We start from the raw sequence: 18,104 nt of genomic DNA, 5'->3' as shown, positions 1-18,104 counted from the left end.
GCTCCAGGGGGAGCGGCGGCACCGGCCCGGCCAAGGCCGAGGCCCCGGGAGACTCCACCCCATACCCCGTGGCGGAGAAAACTACGTAGGCCATCGCCGACCCCTCACGGCATGGAGGCATGATGGGGCGTTACGTCGCCAGGCGACTGCTCCAGATGATCCCGGTATTCATCGGGACCACTCTGATTATTTTCCTTATGGTCCACATCCTTCCCGGCGATCCCATCCGGGCGATGTGGGGTGACAAGGCGGCGGACCCCGCGCAGGTCGCCGCGCTACGTGCTGACTTCGGGCTCGACCAGCCCCTGTGGAAGCAGTACGTCGACTACATGTGGGGTCTCCTCCAGGGAGACTTCGGCAAGACATTCGGTGGCCGCGAGGTCGCCGACGAGATGTCCGAAGCCTTCCCGGTGACGCTCCGGCTCACCGTGGTGGCCCTGATCATCGAGATCGTCATCGGTATCGGCCTCGGCGCCTGGGCGGGCCTGAAGGCCGGCAAGGCAGTCGACACCGGCGTACTGATCTTCACGCTCGTCGTCATCTCGATCCCGGTGTTCGTGCTCGGCTACCTGGCACGCTTCGTCCTCGCCGACGAACTGGGGTGGGTCGCGCCCAATGTGCAGGACTCCACGGACTACGCCCAGCTGTTCCTACCAGGTTTCGTCCTGGCGATGCTGTCGATGGCGTACGTGGCACGGCTGACCCGCACGACGTTCGCCGAGAACCTGCGCGCCGACTACATGCGTACCGCGATGGCCAAGGGCCTGCCGCGACGCCGCATCGTCGGCGTCCACCTGCTGCGCAACTCGCTCATCCCGGTCGTCACGTTCCTCGGCACCGACGTCGGCGGCTTCATCGGCGGCGCGGTCATCACCGAGGGCATCTTCAACGTCCAGGGTGTCGGCAACCTGCTCTTCAAGGCGCTCCAAGGCCGTGAGGGCTCGACGATCGTCGGCGTGGTCACGGTCTTCGTGCTCATCATCCTTCTGATCAACCTGGTCGTCGACCTGCTGTACGCGGTCCTGGACCCGAGGATCCGGTATGCCTGACGTGACTAAGACCAAGACCGACGCGGCCACCGACGCCATCGCGCCCCCGGCCGCCGGCGCTCCCGAGACCGCGGCCGAAGGCCACAAGTCCCAGGGCAAGCCCCGCAGCCTGTGGGGCGACGCCTGGTACGACCTGCGGCACCGCCCGATGTTCTGGATCTCCTCGATCCTGCTGCTCTTCCTGATAGTCGTCGCCACCTTCCCGGGGCTGTTCACCAGCGTCGACCCGCGTGACGGCGACCTCACCAACCACTTCCTGACCAAGCCGGAGCTGGGCAGCTTCTTCCAGCCCGACTGGTTCGGCTACGACGGCCAGGGCCGTTCGATCTACGCGCGTGTCGTCTACGGCACGCGCGCCTCGATCCTGGTCGGTGTCGGCGTCACCGCGGCGGTGACGCTCATCGGCGGACTGCTCGGCATGCTGGCCGGCTACTTCGGCGGCTGGCTCGACTCGATCATCTCCCGTATCACCGACATCTTCTTCGGCATCCCCTTCCTGCTCGGCGCGATGGTCGTCCTGAACGCCTTCACCGAGCGCAAGGTGTACGTCGTGATCTTCGCCCTCGCCTTCCTGGGCTGGACGTCGATCTGCCGCGTGATGCGCGCGTCGGTGATCACCGCGAAGCAGGCGGACTACGTGACGGCCGCGCGCGCCCTCGGCGCGGGCACCCGGCGGATCCTCTTCCGCCATGTCCTGCCGAACGCCATGGCGCCGACCATCGTCGTCGCCACGATCGCGCTGGGCGGCTACATCTCGGCCGAGGCGACCCTGTCGTTCCTGGGTCTCGGCCTCGCCGACCCGACCATTTCCTGGGGCATCGACATCGCCCAGGGCAGCAAGGACATCAGGGACAACCCGCACGCCCTGTTCTTCCCGGCCGGAATGCTGAGCCTCACGGTCTTCGCGTTCATCATGCTGGGTGACGCCGTCCGCGACGCCCTCGACCCGAAGTTGCGCTGAGGAGGGCGTACGTGACCATCATCGAAGAAACCTCAAGTGTCCCGGCGCCCCGATCGGGCGACTCGGACACCACCCCACTGCTCGAAGTACGCGACCTCCACGTGGAGTTCCACACCCGGGACGGTGTCGCCAAGGCCGTCAACGGCGTGAACTACAGCGTGTCCTCGGGCGAGACCCTGGCCGTGCTCGGTGAGTCCGGCTCCGGCAAGTCCGTGACCGCGCAGGCGATCATGGGCATTCTCGACATGCCGCCCGGCTCCATCCCGCAGGGCCAGATCCTGTACCGCGGGCAGGACATGCTCACCATGAGCTACGAGGAGCGGCGGAAGATCCGCGGCCGGAAGATCGCGATGATCTTCCAGGACGCGCTCTCCTCGCTCAACCCCGTGCTCTCGGTGGGCTACCAGCTCGGCGAGATGTACCGGGTCCACGAGGGGCTGTCCCGCAAGGCCGCCAAGGCCAAGGCCATCGAGCTGATGGAGCGGGTCAACATCCCGGCGGCGAAGGCGCGGGTCAACGACTACCCGCACCAGTTCTCCGGCGGTATGCGCCAGCGCATCATGATCGCGATGGCGCTCGCCCTGGAGCCCGACCTGATCATCGCCGACGAGCCCACGACCGCGCTCGACGTGACCGTCCAGGCCCAGGTGATGGACCTGCTCGCGGATCTGCAGAGCGAGTTCAACATGGGGCTGATCCTGATCACCCACGACCTCGGCGTCGTCGCCGACGTCGCGGACAAGATCGCGGTCATGTACGCGGGCCGGATCGTGGAGACCGCGCCGGTGGGCGAGCTGTACAAGCGCCCGGCGCACCCGTACACGCGTGGTCTGCTCGACTCCATCCCGCGGCTCGACCAGAAGGGGCAGGAGCTCTACGCGATCAAGGGCCTGCCGCCCAACCTGCTCAAGATCCCGGCCGGCTGCGCGTTCAACCCGCGCTGCCCGAAGGCTCAGGACATCTGCCGCACGGATGTCCCGGTCCTCGACCCGGTGACCGAGCAGGACGGCACCGAGCTGCCCGGCCGCGGCAGCGCGTGCCACTTCTGGAAGGAGACGATCCATGGCTGAGCCCAGCAGGACGGACGGGAACCCGACCGGGCCGGCGGACGCCGCGTCCGCGGTCGTCACCCCCAACGTCAGCAAGGTGGAGGAGGTCGACGCCCCCACCGAGTCGGCGGCGGTCGCCGCCATCGAGGCGCCGGCCGAGCGCGGGGAGCCCATCCTCCAGGTCCGCAACCTGGTCAAGCACTTCCCGCTGACCCAGGGCATCCTCTTCAAGCGCCAGGTCGGCGCGGTCAAGGCCGTGGACGGGGTCTCCTTCGACCTCCACCAGGGCGAGACGCTGGGCATCGTCGGCGAGTCGGGCTGTGGCAAGTCCACGGTCGCCCGGCTGCTGATGACGCTGGAGACGGCGACCGCGGGCGAGGTCTTCTACAAGGGCCAGGACATCACCCGGCTGTCCGGGCGGGCGCTCAAGGCGGTCCGCCGGAACATCCAGATGGTCTTCCAGGACCCGTACACCTCGCTGAACCCGCGGATGACCGTCGGCGACATCATCGGCGAGCCCTTCGACATCCACCCCGAGGTGGCGCCGAAGGGTGACCGGCGGGGCAAGGTCCAGGACCTGCTCGACGTCGTGGGACTGAACCCGGAGTACATCAACAGGTACCCGCACCAGTTCTCCGGCGGTCAGCGCCAGCGCATCGGCATCGCACGCGGTCTCGCGCTCAACCCCGAGATCATCATCTGCGACGAGCCGGTCTCCGCGCTGGACGTGTCCGTGCAGGCACAGGTCATCAACCTGATGGAGAAGCTCCAGGACGAGTTCAACCTGTCCTACATCTTCATCGCGCACGACCTGTCGATCGTCCGGCACATCTCCGACCGGGTCGGTGTCATGTACCTCGGCAAGATGGCCGAGATCGGTACGGACACCCAGATCTACGACCACCCGACGCACCCCTACACCCAGGCGCTGCTGTCGGCGGTCCCGGTCCCCGACCCGGAGGCCCGCAGCGGCCGCGACCGGATCATCCTCTCCGGCGACGTGCCGTCCCCGGCGAACCCGCCGTCCGGCTGCCGCTTCCGTACCCGCTGCTGGAAGGCCGAGGAGAAGTGCGCCAAGGAGGTCCCGCTGCTGGCGATCCCCGAGCGCTTCGTCGCCTCGACCACCCCGGCGGCGCACGAGTCGGCCTGCCACTTCGCCGAGGAGAAGAACGTCATCCACGCCGTGTGAGGTGTCGGTGAGCGAACGACGAGAGGCCCGGACCGTACGCGGTCCGGGCCTCTGTCATGTCCGCGGGACCCCGCCGGGCACCGTCCGGACCCCCGTTTCCCCGCACGGGTGCCCAATACATGCGCAAAATCTGAAAGGGAGTGATATTTGGGCCTAAGTGACAGTCAGGACTCAGGAGGAACTCCATGCGCGGAGCCACGCACGCCAAGTGGGCCGCAGGTGCGCTCGCCGTCGCCCTCACGGCGACTGCCTGCGGCGGCGGCGGTGGGAGCGGCAGCGGCGGCGGGGGTGGCGCCGACGGAGTGCTCAGCTCGTCCTGGGGCGACCCGCAGAACCCGCTGGAGCCCGCCAACACGAACGAGGTCCAGGGCGGCAAGGTCCTCGACATGGTCTTCCGGGGACTCAAGCGGTACAACCCGAAGACCGCCAAGGCCGAGAACATGCTCGCCGAGAAGATCGAGACCAAGGACTCGACGAACTTCACCATCACCGTGAAGAGCGGCTGGACCTTCAGCAATGGCGAGAAGGTCACCGCGAAGTCCTTCGTGGACGCCTGGAACTACGGCGCGAACCTGACGAACAACCAGCGCAACGCCTACTTCTTCGGCCAGATCGACGGCTACACGGCCGTCCACCCCGACTCGGGCAAGCCCACCGCCACCACCATGTCCGGCCTCAAGGTCACCGGCCCCCAGACCTTCACCGTCAAGCTCTCCCAGAAGTTCTCCACCTGGCCGGACACCCTCGGGTACGCCGCGTTCGCGCCCCTGCCCTCCGCGTTCTTCAAGGACCACGCGGGCTGGCTCTCCAAGCCGGTCGGCAACGGGCCGTACAGCATCGACTCGTACACCAAGGGCTCGCAGATGTCCCTGCGCAAGTGGGACAAGTACCCCGGCCAGGACAAGGCGCAGAACGGCGGCGTGGACCTGAAGGTCTACACCGACAACAACACCGCCTACACCGACCTGACGGCGGGCAATCTGGACCTCGTCGACGACGTCCCCGCCTCCCAGCTCAAGAACGCGCCCTCCGACCTGGGATCCCGCTACATCAACACCCCCGCGGGCATCATCCAGACCCTCGCCTTCCCCTTCTACGACAAGGCGTGGAACACCGCGGGCGCGAAGCAGGTCCGCACCGGTCTGTCGATGGCGATCGACCGCAAGCAGATCACCGAGACGATCTTCCAGAAGACCCGTACCCCGGCCACCGACTGGACCTCCCCGGTACTCGGCAAGGCGGGCGGCTTCCAGGCCGGTCTCTGCGGCAAGGCGTGCGAGTTCGACCCCGCCGCCGCGAAGAAGCTGATCGCCGACGGCGGCGGCCTCCCGGGCGGCCGGATCCAGCTCTCGTACAACGCGGACACCGGCTCCCACAAGGACTGGATCGACGCCGTCTGCAACAGCATCAACAACACCCTCGGCAACGACCGGGCATGCGTGGGCAGGCCGATCGGCACCTTCGCGGACTTCCGCAGCCAGATCACCCAGCAGAAGATGCCGGGTCCGTTCCGGGCCGGCTGGCAGATGGACTACCCGCTGATCCAGAACTTCCTCCAGCCGCTGTACTTCACCAACGCCTCGTCCAACGACGGCAAGTGGACCAACGCCCAGTTCGACAAGCTCGTCAACGAGGCGAACGCCGAGACCGACACCCAGGCCGCGATCAAGAAGTTCCAGCAGGCCGAGGGCGTCGTACGGGACAACATGGCCGCCATTCCGCTCTGGTACCAGAACGGCAGCGCCGGCTACTCGGAGCGGCTGAGCAACGTCGCGCTGAACCCCTTCAGCGTCCCTGTCTACAACGAGATCAAGGTCAACTGACGCCGGAGGCGGTCCGGCCCGGCGCACCCTCCCCGCGCCGGGCCGCCCGCCTTCCCCCGCCCCGTACGGCAGAACAGGCGTACGGCCAAGGACCCGACCACGACCCCCGGAGCCCTTCATGGGACGTTATGTGATCCGGCGTCTGCTGCAGATGATCCCGGTCTTCATCGGCGCGACGATGCTGATCTTCCTCATGGTCAACGTGATGGGCGACCCCATCGCGGGTCTCTGCGGCGAGCGGCAGTGCGACCCGGCGACCGCCGCGCAGCTGCGCAGCCAGTTCGGCCTCGACAAGCCCGTGTGGCAGCAGTACCTCACCTACATGGGCAACGTCTTCACCGGCGACTTCGGTACGGCCTTCAACGGCCAGAAGGTCACCGAGCTGATGGGCACGGCCTTCCCGATCACCATCCGGCTGACGATCGTCGCGATCGTCTTCGAGATCATCATCGGCATCACGCTCGGCGTGATCACCGGCCTGCGGCGCGGCCGGCCGGTCGACAGCGGCGTCCTGCTGCTGACCCTGGTCGTCATCTCCGTACCGACGTTCGTGACCGGTCTGATCGTGCAGCTGCTCCTCGGGGTGAAGTGGAACATCATCTCCCCGTCGGTCTCCACGTCGGCCCCGCTCGACGAACTGATCGTGCCGGGCCTCGTGCTGGCCTCCGTGTCCCTGGCGTACGTCACCCGGCTGACCCGGACCTCCATCGCCGAGAACAACCGCGCCGACTACGTCCGTACCGCCATCGCCAAGGGCCTGCCGCGACATCGCGTGATCACCCGGCATCTGCTGCGCAACTCGCTCATCCCGGTGGTCACCTTCATCGGTACCGACATCGGCGCCCTGATGGGCGGCGCGATCGTCACCGAGCGCATCTTCAACATCCACGGCGTCGGCTACCAGCTCTACCAGGGCATCCTGCGCCAGAACACCCAGACCGTCGTCGGCTTCGTGACGATCCTCGTCATCATCTTCCTGCTCGCGAATCTGCTGGTCGACCTTCTCTACGCCGTACTCGACCCGAGGATCCGCTATGCCTGAGCCACAGCCCCCGAAGGACGAAGGAGCCATCGCCCCGACCGGCACCGGCGGCGCGATGGACCTCGCCACCAGCGACGGCGCCGGCCTCGAAGGGCTCGACCAGGGCAACGGCAAGGGGCCCGACGAGAAGGCCCGCAGCCTCTGGTCGGACGCCTGGCGCGACCTGCGCCGCAACCCCGTCTTCATCATCTCGGGCCTCGTCATCATCTTCCTGGTGATCATCGCGATCTGGCCCCAGCTCATCGCCTCGGGCAACCCACTCTCCTGCAACCTCTCCAAGGCCCAGGAGGGCTCCCAGCCCGGCCACCCCTTCGGCTTCACCGCCCAGGGCTGCGACGTCTACACCCGTACCGTCTACGGCGCCCGTGCCTCGGTCACCGTCGGCGTCTGCGCCACCCTCGGCGTCGCGCTCGTCGGAACCGCGCTCGGCGGGCTGGCCGGCTTCTTCGGCGGCTTCTGGGACGCGATCCTCTCCCGCGTCACCGACATCTTCTTCGGCATCCCGGTGGTGCTCGGCGGCCTCGTCCTGCTCTCCGTCGTCACCAGTTCCAGCGTCTGGCCGGTCGTCGGCTTCATGGTGCTGCTCGGCTGGCCGCAGATCTCCCGGATCGCCCGCGGCTCCGTCATCACCATCAAACAGAACGACTTCGTCCAGGCGGCACGCGCGCTCGGCGCCTCCAACTCCCGGATGATGCTGCGCCACGTCCTGCCCAACGCCGTCGCCCCGGTCATCGTGGTCGCGACCATCGCGCTCGGCACGTACATCGCGCTGGAGGCGACCCTGTCCTACCTCGGCGTCGGCCTCAAACCGCCGTCCGTGTCGTGGGGCATCGACATCTCCGACGCGTCGAAGTTCATCCGCAACGCCCCGCACATGCTGCTCTGGCCGGCCGGCGCGCTGGCCATCACCGTGCTCGCCTTCATCATGCTCGGCGACGCCGTGCGCGACGCCCTCGACCCCAAGCTGCGCTGAGGAGCCGGTCCATGTTGCTCGAAGTGCGCGATCTGCAGGTGGAGTTCCACACCCGCGACGGCGTCGCGAAGGCGGTCAACGGGGTCAGCTACTCGGTCGACGCGGGCGAGACCCTCGCGGTACTCGGCGAGTCGGGCTCCGGCAAGTCCGTCACCGCGCAGGCGATCATGGGCATCCTGGACGTCCCGCCCGGCCGGATCGCGGGCGGTGAGGTGCTGTTCAAGGGCCAGGACCTGCTCAAGGTCAAGGAGGACCAGCGGCGGAAGATCCGCGGCGCCGACATGGCGATGATCTTCCAGGACGCGCTCTCCTCGCTCAACCCCGTGCTGAGCGTGGGCGCGCAGCTCGGCGAGATGTTCATCGTCCACCGGGGGATGTCCCGCAAGGAGGCACGGGCCAAGGCCGTCGAACTCATGGACCGGGTACGGATCCCGGCGGCCAAGGAGCGGGTGAACGACTACCCGCACCAATTCTCCGGCGGCATGCGCCAGCGCATCATGATTGCCATGGCGATGGCGCTCGAACCCTCGCTGATCATCGCCGACGAGCCGACGACCGCCCTCGACGTGACCGTCCAGGCCCAGGTCATGGAGCTGCTCGCGGATCTCCAGCGCGAGCTGAACATGGGGCTGATCCTGATCACCCACGACCTCGGCGTCGTCGCCGACGTCGCCGACAAGATCGCGGTCATGTACGCGGGCCGGATCGTCGAGTCCGCCCCCGTCCACGACATCTACAAGGCCCCCGCCCACCCTTACACCCGCGGCCTGCTCGACTCCATCCCCCGGCTGGACCAGAAGGGCCGGGACCTGTACGCGATCAAGGGCCTGCCGCCCAACCTGCTGCGCATCCCGCCCGGTTGCGCCTTCAACCCGCGCTGCCCGCGGGCGCAGGACATCTGCCGTACGGACGTGCCGCCGCTCTTCGAGGTCGACGAGAACCGGCACAGCGCCTGCTTCTTCTGGAGGGAGACTCTCGATGACGTCGACGTCTGAGCCCATTCTCCAAGTACGCGACCTGGTGAAGCACTTCCCGCTCACCCAGGGCATTGTCTTCAAACGGCAGATCGGGGCGGTCAAGGCGGTCGACGGCGTCTCCTTCGACCTGGCGCCCGGCGAGACGCTGGGCGTCGTGGGCGAGTCCGGCTGCGGCAAGTCGACCGTGGCGCGGATGCTCGTCAACCTGGAGCGGCCGACGTCCGGGGAGATCCGCTACAAGGGCGAGGACATCACCCGGCTGTCCGGCCGCGCGCTGAAGGCCGTACGGCGCAACATCCAGATGGTCTTCCAGGACCCGTACACCTCACTGAACCCGCGGATGACCGTCGGCGACATCATCGGCGAGCCCTTCGACATCCACCCCGAGGTCGCGCCGAAGGGCGACCGGCGGCGGATGGTGCAGGACCTGCTCGACGTGGTCGGGCTCAACCCCGAGTACATCAACCGCTACCCGCACCAGTTCTCCGGCGGCCAGCGCCAACGCATCGGCATCGCGCGCGGTCTCGCGCTGCGGCCGGAGGTCATCGTCGCCGACGAACCGGTCTCGGCTCTCGACGTGTCCGTGCAGGCGCAGGTCATCAACCTGATGGAACGCCTCCAGAACGAGTTCGACCTGAGTTACGTCTTCATCGCCCACGACCTGTCGATCGTCCGGCACATCTCCGACCGGGTCGGGGTGATGTATCTGGGGCGGATCATCGAGATCGGCACGGACACCCAGATCTACGAACACCCCACCCATCCCTACACACAGGCGCTGCTCTCCGCGGTGCCGGTGCCCGACCCGGCGGTCCGCGAGGGCCGTGAGCGGATCATCCTGACCGGCGAGGTGCCCTCGCCGGCGCATCCGCCGTCCGGCTGCCGGTTCCGTACCCGCTGCTGGAAGGCGCAGGAGCGGTGCGCGCTGGAGGTGCCGCTGCTCGCCGTGCCCGCGGTCTTCCGGGGGACGGAGGGGCCGGCGGAGCACGACTCGGCGTGTCACTTCGCCGAGGAACGGCAGGTGGTGGCGAGTGCGGCCGGGCCCGGAGAGGCGCGCGGGCCGGGTGGCGAGGGTGGGGAGCAGGGGCCGGATCCGGACAAGGAGATGTGATTGAGACGTCAGGTCCGTTGACACGCAGGAAACTTCGCCGACGCTTCGCCGATATACGGACGGGTCACATTGGTCGACGTACGGCCGTGCGGGTGCCGTTGGACCGGCCGGGATCCTGAGGTCCCGGCCGGTCACCCGTAGGACTCCCGGGGTGTCCGGTGCCCTTGTTCCCGGAGCGTTCAACCGGGACCATCGCGGTGTGATATTCACCCGCGGGGCCAGGATCACCGGCGCGGTGCTGTGCGCCGTGCTCGCCGTCGTCGCCGCCGCGTGGATCGTGCGGGATCTCCGGGTGGTGGACGGGCCCGTCGATCTGTGGTGGTCCTGGGTGGACCAGGGCAGCGGCCTGGCCGCCGCGCCACCCGCGACCTCTCTGCTGGATCCCGTGCTGCTGGTCGTGTACGCGGTCGTGGCCGTCGTCGTCGTGGGCTCGCCGGTCGCCGCGTCCGCCCTCGTCGCCACCGGCCTCCTGACGCTCGCCGTCCGGCTGCCGGCGCTCTGGGTGCTCAGCTCGTCCTGGATGGAGGGCCGGGCCACGGAGGAGCTGCGTACCCGCGCGCTGTTCTGCGCCTTCGGCGTTCTCGGGGTGGGTGTCGCGCTGCTCATCACGGCCGTGGCCGGGCGCAGGCCGCCGGACTCCGCGTACGCGCCGACGCCGACACGGCCCACGCAGGGCGTCTCCGTTGCCTCCTTCCTGCTGCTCGGCGCCGCGGCGGGCATCTGGGCCGCCTGGGAGGTCTACTGGGGCCGGCAGCTGGGGCTCGACGCGTATCTCGACCGGGTCACGGGCGAGTCGGTCCTGCTGTCGCTCCTCGGTACCCCGCCGGGCTGGCTGAACGCGGCGATCGTGCTGCTCTGCCTCGCGGCGGCTGTCGGGGCGCTCTTCCACACACCGTTCTCACGGCCGCTCGGCATGGTGGCCGCCGCGCTGCTGGTGGGCGTCGGCGGCGCGGCTCTGGCGAGGGCCCTGCGGTACGAACTGCTCGACAACTTCGGCGAGTTGGCAACGATTGAACAACTTTCCCTCGCCAGCCTGCTGTTCGGGCTCGGCGCGGGCTGCCTGGCGCTGTTCGCGCTCGCCCGCAAGGGCGAGGAGGAGACGCCGGGCGGTGCCGGGCCGTTCGGGCCGGCGTGGGGGCAGCGCGAGCGGGAGGGGCACGGGCAGGGGTACGGGTATCCGGCGGGCGGTGGCGGTTACGGGGCCGGTGGCGGTTACGGCGCCGGTGGTTACGGAGGCCGGGCGGGCGAGGGCGGCCAGGCCGGCGGCGGGTTCGGCCCGCCGCCGCCTTCGTCGCCGCCGCCCGGCTGGTGAGGTTCCGGCCGGGCGTACGGCGTCACGGGACCGTGTCCGGAGCACGTCCGGAGCACGTCCGGAGCACGTCCGCACGGGCCGGGTCCGCGGCCTAGGGCATTCCGAGCGAACGCTTCAGGAAGTCCACCTGGAGCAGCAGCAGATTCTCCGCGATCTGTTCCTGCGGCGTCATGTGCGTCACCCCGGTGAGCGGCAGCACCTCGTGCGGCCGGCCCGCCGACAGCAGCGCCGACGACAGCCGCAGCGTGTGCGTCATCACGACGTTGTCGTCCGCCAGACCATGGATGATCATCAGCGGCCGCACCGGACTCGCGGGCTCGGCGAGCCCGTCGTCGGTGACCAGGGAGTTGACCGCGTACACCTCGGCCGCCTCCGCCGGATCGCCCAGATAGCGCTCCGTGTAGTGGGTGTCGTACAGCCGCCAGTCGGTCACCGGGGCGCCCGCGATGGCCGCGTGGAAGACGTCGGGGCGGCGCAGCGCGGCGAGTCCGGCGAGGTAACCGCCGTAACTCCAGCCGCGGATGGCCACGCGTGACTGATCGAGCGGGAACCGCTCGGCGAGTGCCTGGAGCGCTTCGATCTGGTCGTCCAGTGTCAGCGGCAGATTGTCCTTCACGGCCTTCTCCCAGGCGGGGGAGCGGCCCGGACTGCCCCGGCCGTCCGCGACGACGACGGCGAAGCCCTGGTCGGCGAACCACTGGGACGTGAGGTACGGATTGTGCGCCGCCACCACGCGCTGGCCGTGCGGACCCGCGTAGGGATCCAGCAGCACCGGAAGCGGACCGTCCGATTCCCGGTAGTGCGTGGGGAGGAGAACGGCGCACGGAATTCGGTGTGCGCCCCCCTCCGTGAGCTGTACGCGCGGGGTGAGATTCGGCTGCTGCGCGTACGAGGTGATCACGGCGAGCTGTTTGCCCTCCCGCACCACCTGCACCACCGTTCCGCTGACCTCGGGGCGGGCCGACGCCAGCACCATGACCCCGCCCGCGCGGACGGCGGTGTGCACGCCCGTGCCCTCCGAAACGCGCTCAGGGCCCCACGTACGGCCCTCCCGGGCCTCGCCCGCCTCTGACGGCCCGGCGGTGTCCGGCAGGTCGGCACGGTCCCCGTAGGGGACCCGGTAGACATGGATCTCACCGGTCTCGGGCGCCTCGGCGGTCTCACCCGCCGCCGCCGACACCAACACGTCGTGCTCGCCGATGTCGAGGACCGCGCGCAGCTGCAACTCGGGCCCGGTCAGCGCCCGGTCACCGACGAACAGCACGCGCGCGCCGCTCTCGGCTCCCGTGCCGTCCGCCCTGGCCGCCCCGTCCACGCCGTTCTCGCCGACCGGGATGTCCACTATCCGCACCAGCTCGCCGCCGGGCGTCAAAGCCGGTACACCGGCGAAAAGTTCAAGCCAAGCCGGGTCCGTCTCCTTACAGAGGAGCCGTGTCTCACCGCTCGCCGTGTCGACCGACAGACAGCGCTGAGAACGCTGGTGCCGCTCCTGAACGAGCAGCAGCGGCTCGCCCGCCGACGACCAGTGGACGGCCGCGAGATACGGCGACACGGCCCGGTCCCAGACCACCTCCGTACGCGAGCCGTCGAGGCCGATCAGATAAAGCCGCACGTCAGCATTGGGTGTGCCCGCCGAGGGGTACGCGATCGTCGACGGTTCGCGGTCGGGGTGCGCCGGGTCGGCGATCCACCAGCGCTGTACGTCCGCGCCGTCGACCCGGGCGACCAGCAGCCGGTCCGACTCCGGCGACCACCAGAAACCGCGCGACCGGCTCATCTCCTCGGCAGCGATGAATTCGGCCAGACCGTACGTGGTCTGCCCGTCCTCCGGCACCGCCAGCTCACGGTCGCCGTCCCCCTCGGCGCCCGTCACCCGCAGCGTGCCCCCGGCCACATAGGCGATGTGCCGTCCGTCGGGCGACGGCCTCGGGTCGATCACCGGCCCCGGTACGGGCAGTTCGCGCGCCGTCCCGGCGCGCAGTCCGGCGGTGAACAGCCGCCCCGACAGGGCGAAGGCCGCCAACTCGGCCGCGCCGTCCACCGCGTAGCCGACGATGCCCGCCGACCCCTCGCGGCTCCGCTCCCGGCGGGCGCGCTCCTCGGCCGAGAGCTCCTCCGGTGTGCCTGCCAGCAGGGCCTCCGGGTCGGCGGCGATCCGCTCGCGCGCCGTACCCGATCTGTCGTCGAGATCGAGCACCCACAGACGGTTCGTCCGGTCCGTTCCTGAGGTGGAACGGAGGAAGGCCACCCGCGAACCGTCGGGGGACACCGTGAAGGCGCGCGGAGCACCGAGCGTGAACCGCTGGGTCCTTGCGTACTGGCGAGGAAAGGAGAGTTGTTGCCTCGAGGTCATACGACCGAACCTAGCGTCCGTCCCAGTCGTTCGTGCGCCCCCATGTGCTGCCGTGCACCGATCGATGCGTTCCGGCGGATAGTTATGATCCATAGCGCCAAGTGGGTATGTACCCGCCGGCACATGCGTGTTGCTCGTCCCGATCGAATATCCGCCGAACATCTGTGGAGGTGAACCGCCGTGGCACTCTCGATTTCGGCGGTGGTGCTGCTGGCGATCATTGTCGTCCTGTTGGTCCGGAAATCCGGGCTGAAGGGCGGACATGCGTTGGTCTGCGTATTACTCGGCTTCTACCTGGCCAGCTCGTCGGTGGCCCCCACGATCAGCGACCTCACCACGAACGTGGCGGGAATGATCGGCGACCTGCAGTTCTAGGGGTGTCCCGAGGGTCGGAGCGACCTGGAGCCTGTCCCGCTTCCGTTCCCGTGCCCGTCCCCGCGTCCGTGCGGCCTGGGCGTGCCCGTGAGGGCCCGCCTCGTACGCTGTGCGCATGACCGATCTTCCCGACCGTCGTCTGCTCCTGGTCCACGCGCACCCCGACGACGAGTCGATCAACAACGGCGCCACGATGGCCAAGTACGCGGCCGAGGGCGCCCAGGTCACTCTGGTGACCTGCACACTCGGTGAGGAGGGCGAGGTCATCCCGCCCTCGCTCGCCCATCTGGCGCCCGGCGGTGAGTCGACGGGCGCCTTCAGCGCGCTCGGGGCCCACCGCGACGGTGAACTCGCCGCGGCGATGAGGGAACTCGGCGTCGGCGACCACCGGCTGCTGGGCGGCCGGGGGCGGTTCAGGGACTCCGGGATGATGGGTTTCCCGCAGAACGGCCACGAGGACGCCTTCTGGGGCGCTGACGTGGACGGCGCCGCCGCGTACCTCGTGGAGGTGATTCGTACCGTACGGCCGCAGGTGCTGGTGACGTACGACCCCCACGGCGGCTACGGCCACCCCGATCACATCCAGGCCCATCGCGTCGCCACGCGCGCCGCCGAACTGGCCGCCGACAGCCACTTCCGGCCCGGCCTCGGCGCCCCGCACACGATCGAGAAGATCTACTGGAACCGGGTACCGCGCTCGGCCGCCGAGGAGGGCTTCGCCCGACTGCGCGCCACCGGGCCGGACTTCGAGGGCGTGGCGGCCCTCGACGACGTCCCCGGTGTGGTGGACGACGGCGAGATCACGGCGGAGATCGACGGGACGGCGTACGCGGCGCACAAGGCCGCTGCGATGCGCGCCCATGAGACCCAGATCGTCGTGGACGGAGCCTTCTTCGCGCTCTCCAACGGCCTCGGACAGCCGCTTTTCACCACGGAGTACTACCAGTTGGTGCGGGGCGCCTCCGGCGCGGACGACGGCGTACGTGAGACGGATCTCTTCGCGGGGGTGGGCGAGTGAGCGGGCGCCAGGGCGCGGGGGGCCGCCCGAAGGCGACGAGCGGTGCCACGAGAGCGGGTGCCGGTGCGGGCGCCGGCCCCCGGGCGGGTGCGGGCGCCGCAGGTGGCGGCGAGCCCGGTGCGTGGCTCACGTCCCCGCCCAGACCCGGGCGCATCGCCGCGTACCTCGGTCTCCTGGTGCTCGGGGCGGTGGTCGGTACGGCGGGCGCGCTCGTCCAGGGCGGCTGGTTCCCGGGCGGCCTCGTCCTCGCGCTGGCCGGCTCCGCGGGCCTCTTCTACGGAGGGCGGGTCGCCACCGGGACCTCGTTCGGCGTCGGCGCTCCCGCGGCGGGCTGGCTGATCGCGGTCATCGTGCTGAGTCTCGGCCGCCCCGAGGGCGACGGCGTCTTCGCCGCGGGCCTGGGACCGGTCGTCTATCTGCTCGGCGGTGCGGTGGTGGCTGTGATGTGTGCCACCATGTCGCGGTCACCGCAACCGGCCACGGAGTCCGGCCGACTTGGAAAGTGATGAGCCCGTCCCCGCAGCTGTCGGCCCGAATTGACCCCGTCCGTACGGTCGGTGGAATAAACGCTTCCCCCGGTCGTCGGGTGCGGTCCGGCGCAGGACAGTATGGTGGTGCGCGCTCCGGGCCGTCCCCTGGCCTCCGGCTTGGGGGCCCACACAGTTGAGTACCAGTAAGAACGGGCGGCGGAGCCAACCCGGGAGAACCTGCTTTGAGTCGTGAAACTGACAGTTCGTCCTCCGGGCCCCAAGGGCGCGGCGGAGCCGCGTACCCCTCGGGGACACCGCCGTACGGATCCCGCCAGTATCCGTCGCTGCACCCTGAGCAGGACGCTCCGGAGGAGACAGCCGAGGCCCCGGCCCAGCCGGACGAGCCGAAGACCGAGACAACGCTGACCACGCGCATCCGGATCAACATCCCGGGTTCGCGGCCGATCCCGCCCGTCGTCATGCGTACGCCCATGAGCGACACGGACAGCGGGCCCTCAGGAGCGGGCGGACCCGCCGGTCCGGCCGTACCGGCGGGCCGGGACGCCTCCGACGACACCGGCGGCGCGCCGCGCTCCGGCGCCGGACCCGACACGGGTGCGGCCGACGAGGACGCGTCGGCGGCGGACAAACCCCCGACGAGCGACTGGTTCGCGCCGCGCAAGCCCTCGACCGGGGGCACGCTCGGCGGGGCGATGGGCGCCGGCGCGGCGGCGACCGCGCCCGGCCCGGCGGTCCCCGGACCGGACACCCGGGGCGGCGCGGGCGTGCCACGCCCGCCGGCTCCCGGAGGCAACGCCTTCATGCCGCCCGGCAGCGGCGGCGGCACCCCGGCGTTCGGTGTCGGCGCGCCCGACGGACCGACGTCGGGCCCCGCGAGCGGCACGTCGTCGCTCGCCTTCCTGGACCTGCCGCCGGGCGCCGACCTGGGCGCCACGGGCGGTCCCGCGGGGCCCCCGGCACCGGCCGGTCGCGACGACCGGGACGACCGTGGCGGACCGCCGCGCATGTCCGACGACACGGCCATACTGACCCCGCAGCCGCCCGCCCCCGAGCCTCCGGGCGGGCCAGGCACCCATGTGTCCGGCGACACGCTCACCAGCGGCATCCCGGTGGTGCCCTCGGAGAACCGCTCACCGTTCCCGTCCGCCGGTTCCCAGACGGGCCCGGTGCCGCGCGCCGACCTGTCCGGTGGACGGTTCCAGGACGGCCAACTGCCGGCGCCTCCCGGCCCGTCGGCCGGCGGCCCCATGTCCATGGGGCCCTCGTCCCACGGCGGCGGCAACCCCGACTTCTCGTCGCCGGACTTCCCCGGTCCCCCGGGGCCCGGGTCCGCCACACCGGCGGGCCCCGGCTCGGGCCCGGCACCCGCGCGGACGACGAGCCCGCCTCCCAAGAAGAAGAAGGGCCGCTCGAAGCTGATGGGCGCTGGCGTGGGCATCGTCACGCTGGTCGTGATCGCCTACGGCGCGGGGCTGCTCCTGAACCACTCCGACGTGCCGAAGGGCACCACCGTTCTCGGGGTCGACATCGGCGGCGGCACCCGCGACGACGCGGTGGACAAGCTGGAGGGGACGCTCGGCAAGCGTTCGACCGTGCCGCTCCAACTGTCCGTCGGCGGCAAGAAGGAGGAGCTCGGCCCCGACAAGGCGGGGCTCAGCCTCGACAGCCAGGCGACGGTCCGCAACGCGGCGGGCAGTGACTACAACCCGGTCTCCGTGATCGGCTCACTCTTCGGCGGCGAACGCGTCACCGAACCCGTGATCCCGGTCGACGAGGAGAAGCTGCGCGTCGCCCTCACCGACCTCGCGGGCGATTCGGGCTCGGCGGCGGACGGCACGATCAAGTTCGAACCGGGCAAGGCCGTCCCCGTACCGGGCAAGGCGGGCCAGGCACTTGACGTCGAGCGCTCGATGATCTCGGTGAAGGACGCGTACCGCGCCCAGGTCGAGACGGGCAAGCCCAACAGCGTCGAACTGCCCATCAGCAGCCGCGAACCGACGATCGATCAGGCCGAACTCGACCGCGCGATGAAGGAATTCGCGGAACCGGCGATGTCGGGCCTGATCACGATCAAGGCGGGCGGCAAACAGATCCAGTTCGGCCCCGACCGGTCACTGCCGCAGATCCTCTCCATGAAGGCGATCGACGGAAAACTGGTCGAGGTCTACGACAGGGCGGCGATCGAGAACCTCCTGGACGGCGTCTTCGAGGGCCTGACGATCACGAAGGCGGACGGCAAGGAACACCCCTTGTCGGCGGCGGACGTGGCCCAGGCGATGCAGAAGCCCCTGCTGGGCAAGACCCCGGAGGAACGCACGGCGGAGATCGACCTCGCCCCACAGGGTTAGACCGCCTCCACGACGTGCCCCACGGCCCGCCCC

15 protein-coding genes are annotated in these 18,104 nt (G+C 69.9%); 14 read left to right on the top strand and 1 reads right to left on the bottom strand.

The genetic code is table 11. The features are described 5' to 3' along the window. The first annotated feature begins 122 nt into the window (after positions 1 to 122). The 10 genes from ACFUN8_RS31870 (at position 123) to ACFUN8_RS31825 (ending at position 11,486) form a co-directional block, all read left to right on the top strand. The gene (locus ACFUN8_RS31870; protein WP_383645277.1) at positions 123 to 1,049 is read left to right on the top strand and encodes an ABC transporter permease; all 927 of its coding nucleotides are present in this window, start codon (positions 123 to 125) and stop codon (positions 1,047 to 1,049) included. Next, positions 1,042 to 2,010 carry an ABC transporter permease gene (locus ACFUN8_RS31865; RefSeq protein WP_382571651.1) on the top strand — a complete coding sequence of 323 codons (969 nt, stop codon included), beginning with the start codon at positions 1,042 to 1,044 and terminating at the stop codon, positions 2,008 to 2,010. The genes ACFUN8_RS31870 and ACFUN8_RS31865 overlap by 8 nt, the downstream gene beginning before the upstream one ends. Positions 2,011 to 2,021: 11 nt before the next feature. Next, positions 2,022 to 3,080, top strand: coding sequence for an ABC transporter ATP-binding protein (locus ACFUN8_RS31860; protein WP_382571649.1), 1,059 nt, complete (start codon positions 2,022 to 2,024; stop codon positions 3,078 to 3,080). Then, positions 3,073 to 4,248 (top strand): ABC transporter ATP-binding protein, encoded by a 1,176-nt coding sequence (locus tag ACFUN8_RS31855; RefSeq protein WP_383645273.1) that lies wholly within the window; start codon positions 3,073 to 3,075, stop codon positions 4,246 to 4,248. Before ACFUN8_RS31860 ends, ACFUN8_RS31855 begins: the two co-directional genes overlap by 8 nt. Before the next feature lie 185 nt (positions 4,249 to 4,433). Further along, positions 4,434 to 6,071, top strand: a complete 1,638-nt coding sequence (locus ACFUN8_RS31850; protein WP_383645270.1) for an ABC transporter substrate-binding protein — start codon at positions 4,434 to 4,436, stop codon at positions 6,069 to 6,071. A 118-nt stretch (positions 6,072 to 6,189) separates the two neighbouring features. Continuing rightward, complete coding sequence (locus ACFUN8_RS31845) at positions 6,190 to 7,113, top strand: ABC transporter permease (RefSeq protein ID WP_382571644.1); 924 nt, start codon at positions 6,190 to 6,192, stop codon at positions 7,111 to 7,113. Continuing rightward, positions 7,106 to 8,086 carry an ABC transporter permease gene (locus tag ACFUN8_RS31840; protein WP_383645267.1) on the top strand — a complete coding sequence of 327 codons (981 nt, stop codon included), beginning with the start codon at positions 7,106 to 7,108 and terminating at the stop codon, positions 8,084 to 8,086. The genes ACFUN8_RS31845 and ACFUN8_RS31840 overlap by 8 nt, the downstream gene beginning before the upstream one ends. An 11-nt stretch (positions 8,087 to 8,097) precedes the next feature. Continuing rightward, positions 8,098 to 9,081 (top strand): ABC transporter ATP-binding protein, encoded by a 984-nt coding sequence (locus tag ACFUN8_RS31835; RefSeq protein WP_383645264.1) that lies wholly within the window; start codon positions 8,098 to 8,100, stop codon positions 9,079 to 9,081. Further along, a complete protein-coding gene (locus ACFUN8_RS31830) occupies positions 9,065 to 10,174 on the top strand; it encodes an ABC transporter ATP-binding protein (protein WP_383645261.1) in 1,110 nt (369 codons plus the stop codon). The genes ACFUN8_RS31835 and ACFUN8_RS31830 overlap by 17 nt, the downstream gene beginning before the upstream one ends. 199 nt (positions 10,175 to 10,373) lie before the next feature. Next, a complete protein-coding gene (locus tag ACFUN8_RS31825; protein ID WP_383645258.1) occupies positions 10,374 to 11,486 on the top strand; it encodes a hypothetical protein in 1,113 nt (370 codons plus the stop codon). A gap of 91 nt (positions 11,487 to 11,577) precedes the next feature. On the opposite strand, the gene ACFUN8_RS31820 is transcribed toward ACFUN8_RS31825, so the two are convergent. After that, positions 11,578 to 13,839 (bottom strand): prolyl oligopeptidase family serine peptidase, encoded by a 2,262-nt coding sequence (locus tag ACFUN8_RS31820; protein WP_383645255.1) that lies wholly within the window; start codon positions 13,837 to 13,839, stop codon positions 11,578 to 11,580. Between the two features lie 180 nt (positions 13,840 to 14,019). On the opposite strand from ACFUN8_RS31820, the gene ACFUN8_RS31815 reads away from it, so the two are divergent. The 4 genes from ACFUN8_RS31815 (at position 14,020) to ACFUN8_RS31800 (ending at position 18,071) form a co-directional block, all read left to right on the top strand. Continuing rightward, positions 14,020 to 14,214, top strand: coding sequence for a hypothetical protein (locus ACFUN8_RS31815; protein ID WP_382571635.1), 195 nt, complete (start codon positions 14,020 to 14,022; stop codon positions 14,212 to 14,214). Between the two features lie 115 nt (positions 14,215 to 14,329). After that, positions 14,330 to 15,232 carry an N-acetyl-1-D-myo-inositol-2-amino-2-deoxy-alpha-D-glucopyranoside deacetylase gene (gene mshB / locus ACFUN8_RS31810; RefSeq protein WP_383645253.1) on the top strand — a complete coding sequence of 301 codons (903 nt, stop codon included), beginning with the start codon at positions 14,330 to 14,332 and terminating at the stop codon, positions 15,230 to 15,232. After that, positions 15,229 to 15,738, top strand: coding sequence for a DUF6113 family protein (locus ACFUN8_RS31805; protein WP_383645250.1), 510 nt, complete (start codon positions 15,229 to 15,231; stop codon positions 15,736 to 15,738). Before mshB ends, ACFUN8_RS31805 begins: the two co-directional genes overlap by 4 nt. A gap of 206 nt (positions 15,739 to 15,944) precedes the next feature. Then, the gene (locus ACFUN8_RS31800) at positions 15,945 to 18,071 is read left to right on the top strand and encodes a hypothetical protein (protein ID WP_383645247.1); all 2,127 of its coding nucleotides are present in this window, start codon (positions 15,945 to 15,947) and stop codon (positions 18,069 to 18,071) included. The last annotated feature ends 33 nt before the right edge of the window (positions 18,072 to 18,104 follow it).

It is taken from the genome of Streptomyces sp. NPDC057307 (assembly GCF_042667665.1).
GTDB lineage: Bacteria > Actinomycetota > Actinomycetes > Streptomycetales > Streptomycetaceae > Streptomyces.
Note: the sequence above shows the minus strand (reverse complement) of the source record. Positions and strands in the feature narration are given on the sequence as shown.

What these genes read in the sequence shown, in the direction of transcription:
- ACFUN8_RS31870 (WP_383645277.1), top strand. Translation starts at nt 123, where the DNA reads ATGGGGCGTTACGTCGCCAGGCGACTGCTCCAGATGATCCCGGTATTC.
- ACFUN8_RS31865 (WP_382571651.1), top strand. Translation starts at nt 1,042, where the DNA reads ATGCCTGACGTGACTAAGACCAAGACCGACGCGGCCACCGACGCCATC.
- ACFUN8_RS31855 (WP_383645273.1), top strand. Translation starts at nt 3,073, where the DNA reads ATGGCTGAGCCCAGCAGGACGGACGGGAACCCGACCGGGCCGGCGGAC.
- ACFUN8_RS31850 (WP_383645270.1), top strand. Translation starts at nt 4,434, where the DNA reads ATGCGCGGAGCCACGCACGCCAAGTGGGCCGCAGGTGCGCTCGCCGTC.
- ACFUN8_RS31845 (WP_382571644.1), top strand. Translation starts at nt 6,190, where the DNA reads ATGGGACGTTATGTGATCCGGCGTCTGCTGCAGATGATCCCGGTCTTC.
- ACFUN8_RS31840 (WP_383645267.1), top strand. Translation starts at nt 7,106, where the DNA reads ATGCCTGAGCCACAGCCCCCGAAGGACGAAGGAGCCATCGCCCCGACC.
- ACFUN8_RS31835 (WP_383645264.1), top strand. Translation starts at nt 8,098, where the DNA reads ATGTTGCTCGAAGTGCGCGATCTGCAGGTGGAGTTCCACACCCGCGAC.
- ACFUN8_RS31830 (WP_383645261.1), top strand. Translation starts at nt 9,065, where the DNA reads ATGACGTCGACGTCTGAGCCCATTCTCCAAGTACGCGACCTGGTGAAG.
- ACFUN8_RS31820 (WP_383645255.1), bottom strand. Translation starts at nt 13,839, where the DNA reads ATGACCTCGAGGCAACAACTCTCCTTTCCTCGCCAGTACGCAAGGACC.
- mshB (WP_383645253.1), top strand. Translation starts at nt 14,330, where the DNA reads ATGACCGATCTTCCCGACCGTCGTCTGCTCCTGGTCCACGCGCACCCC.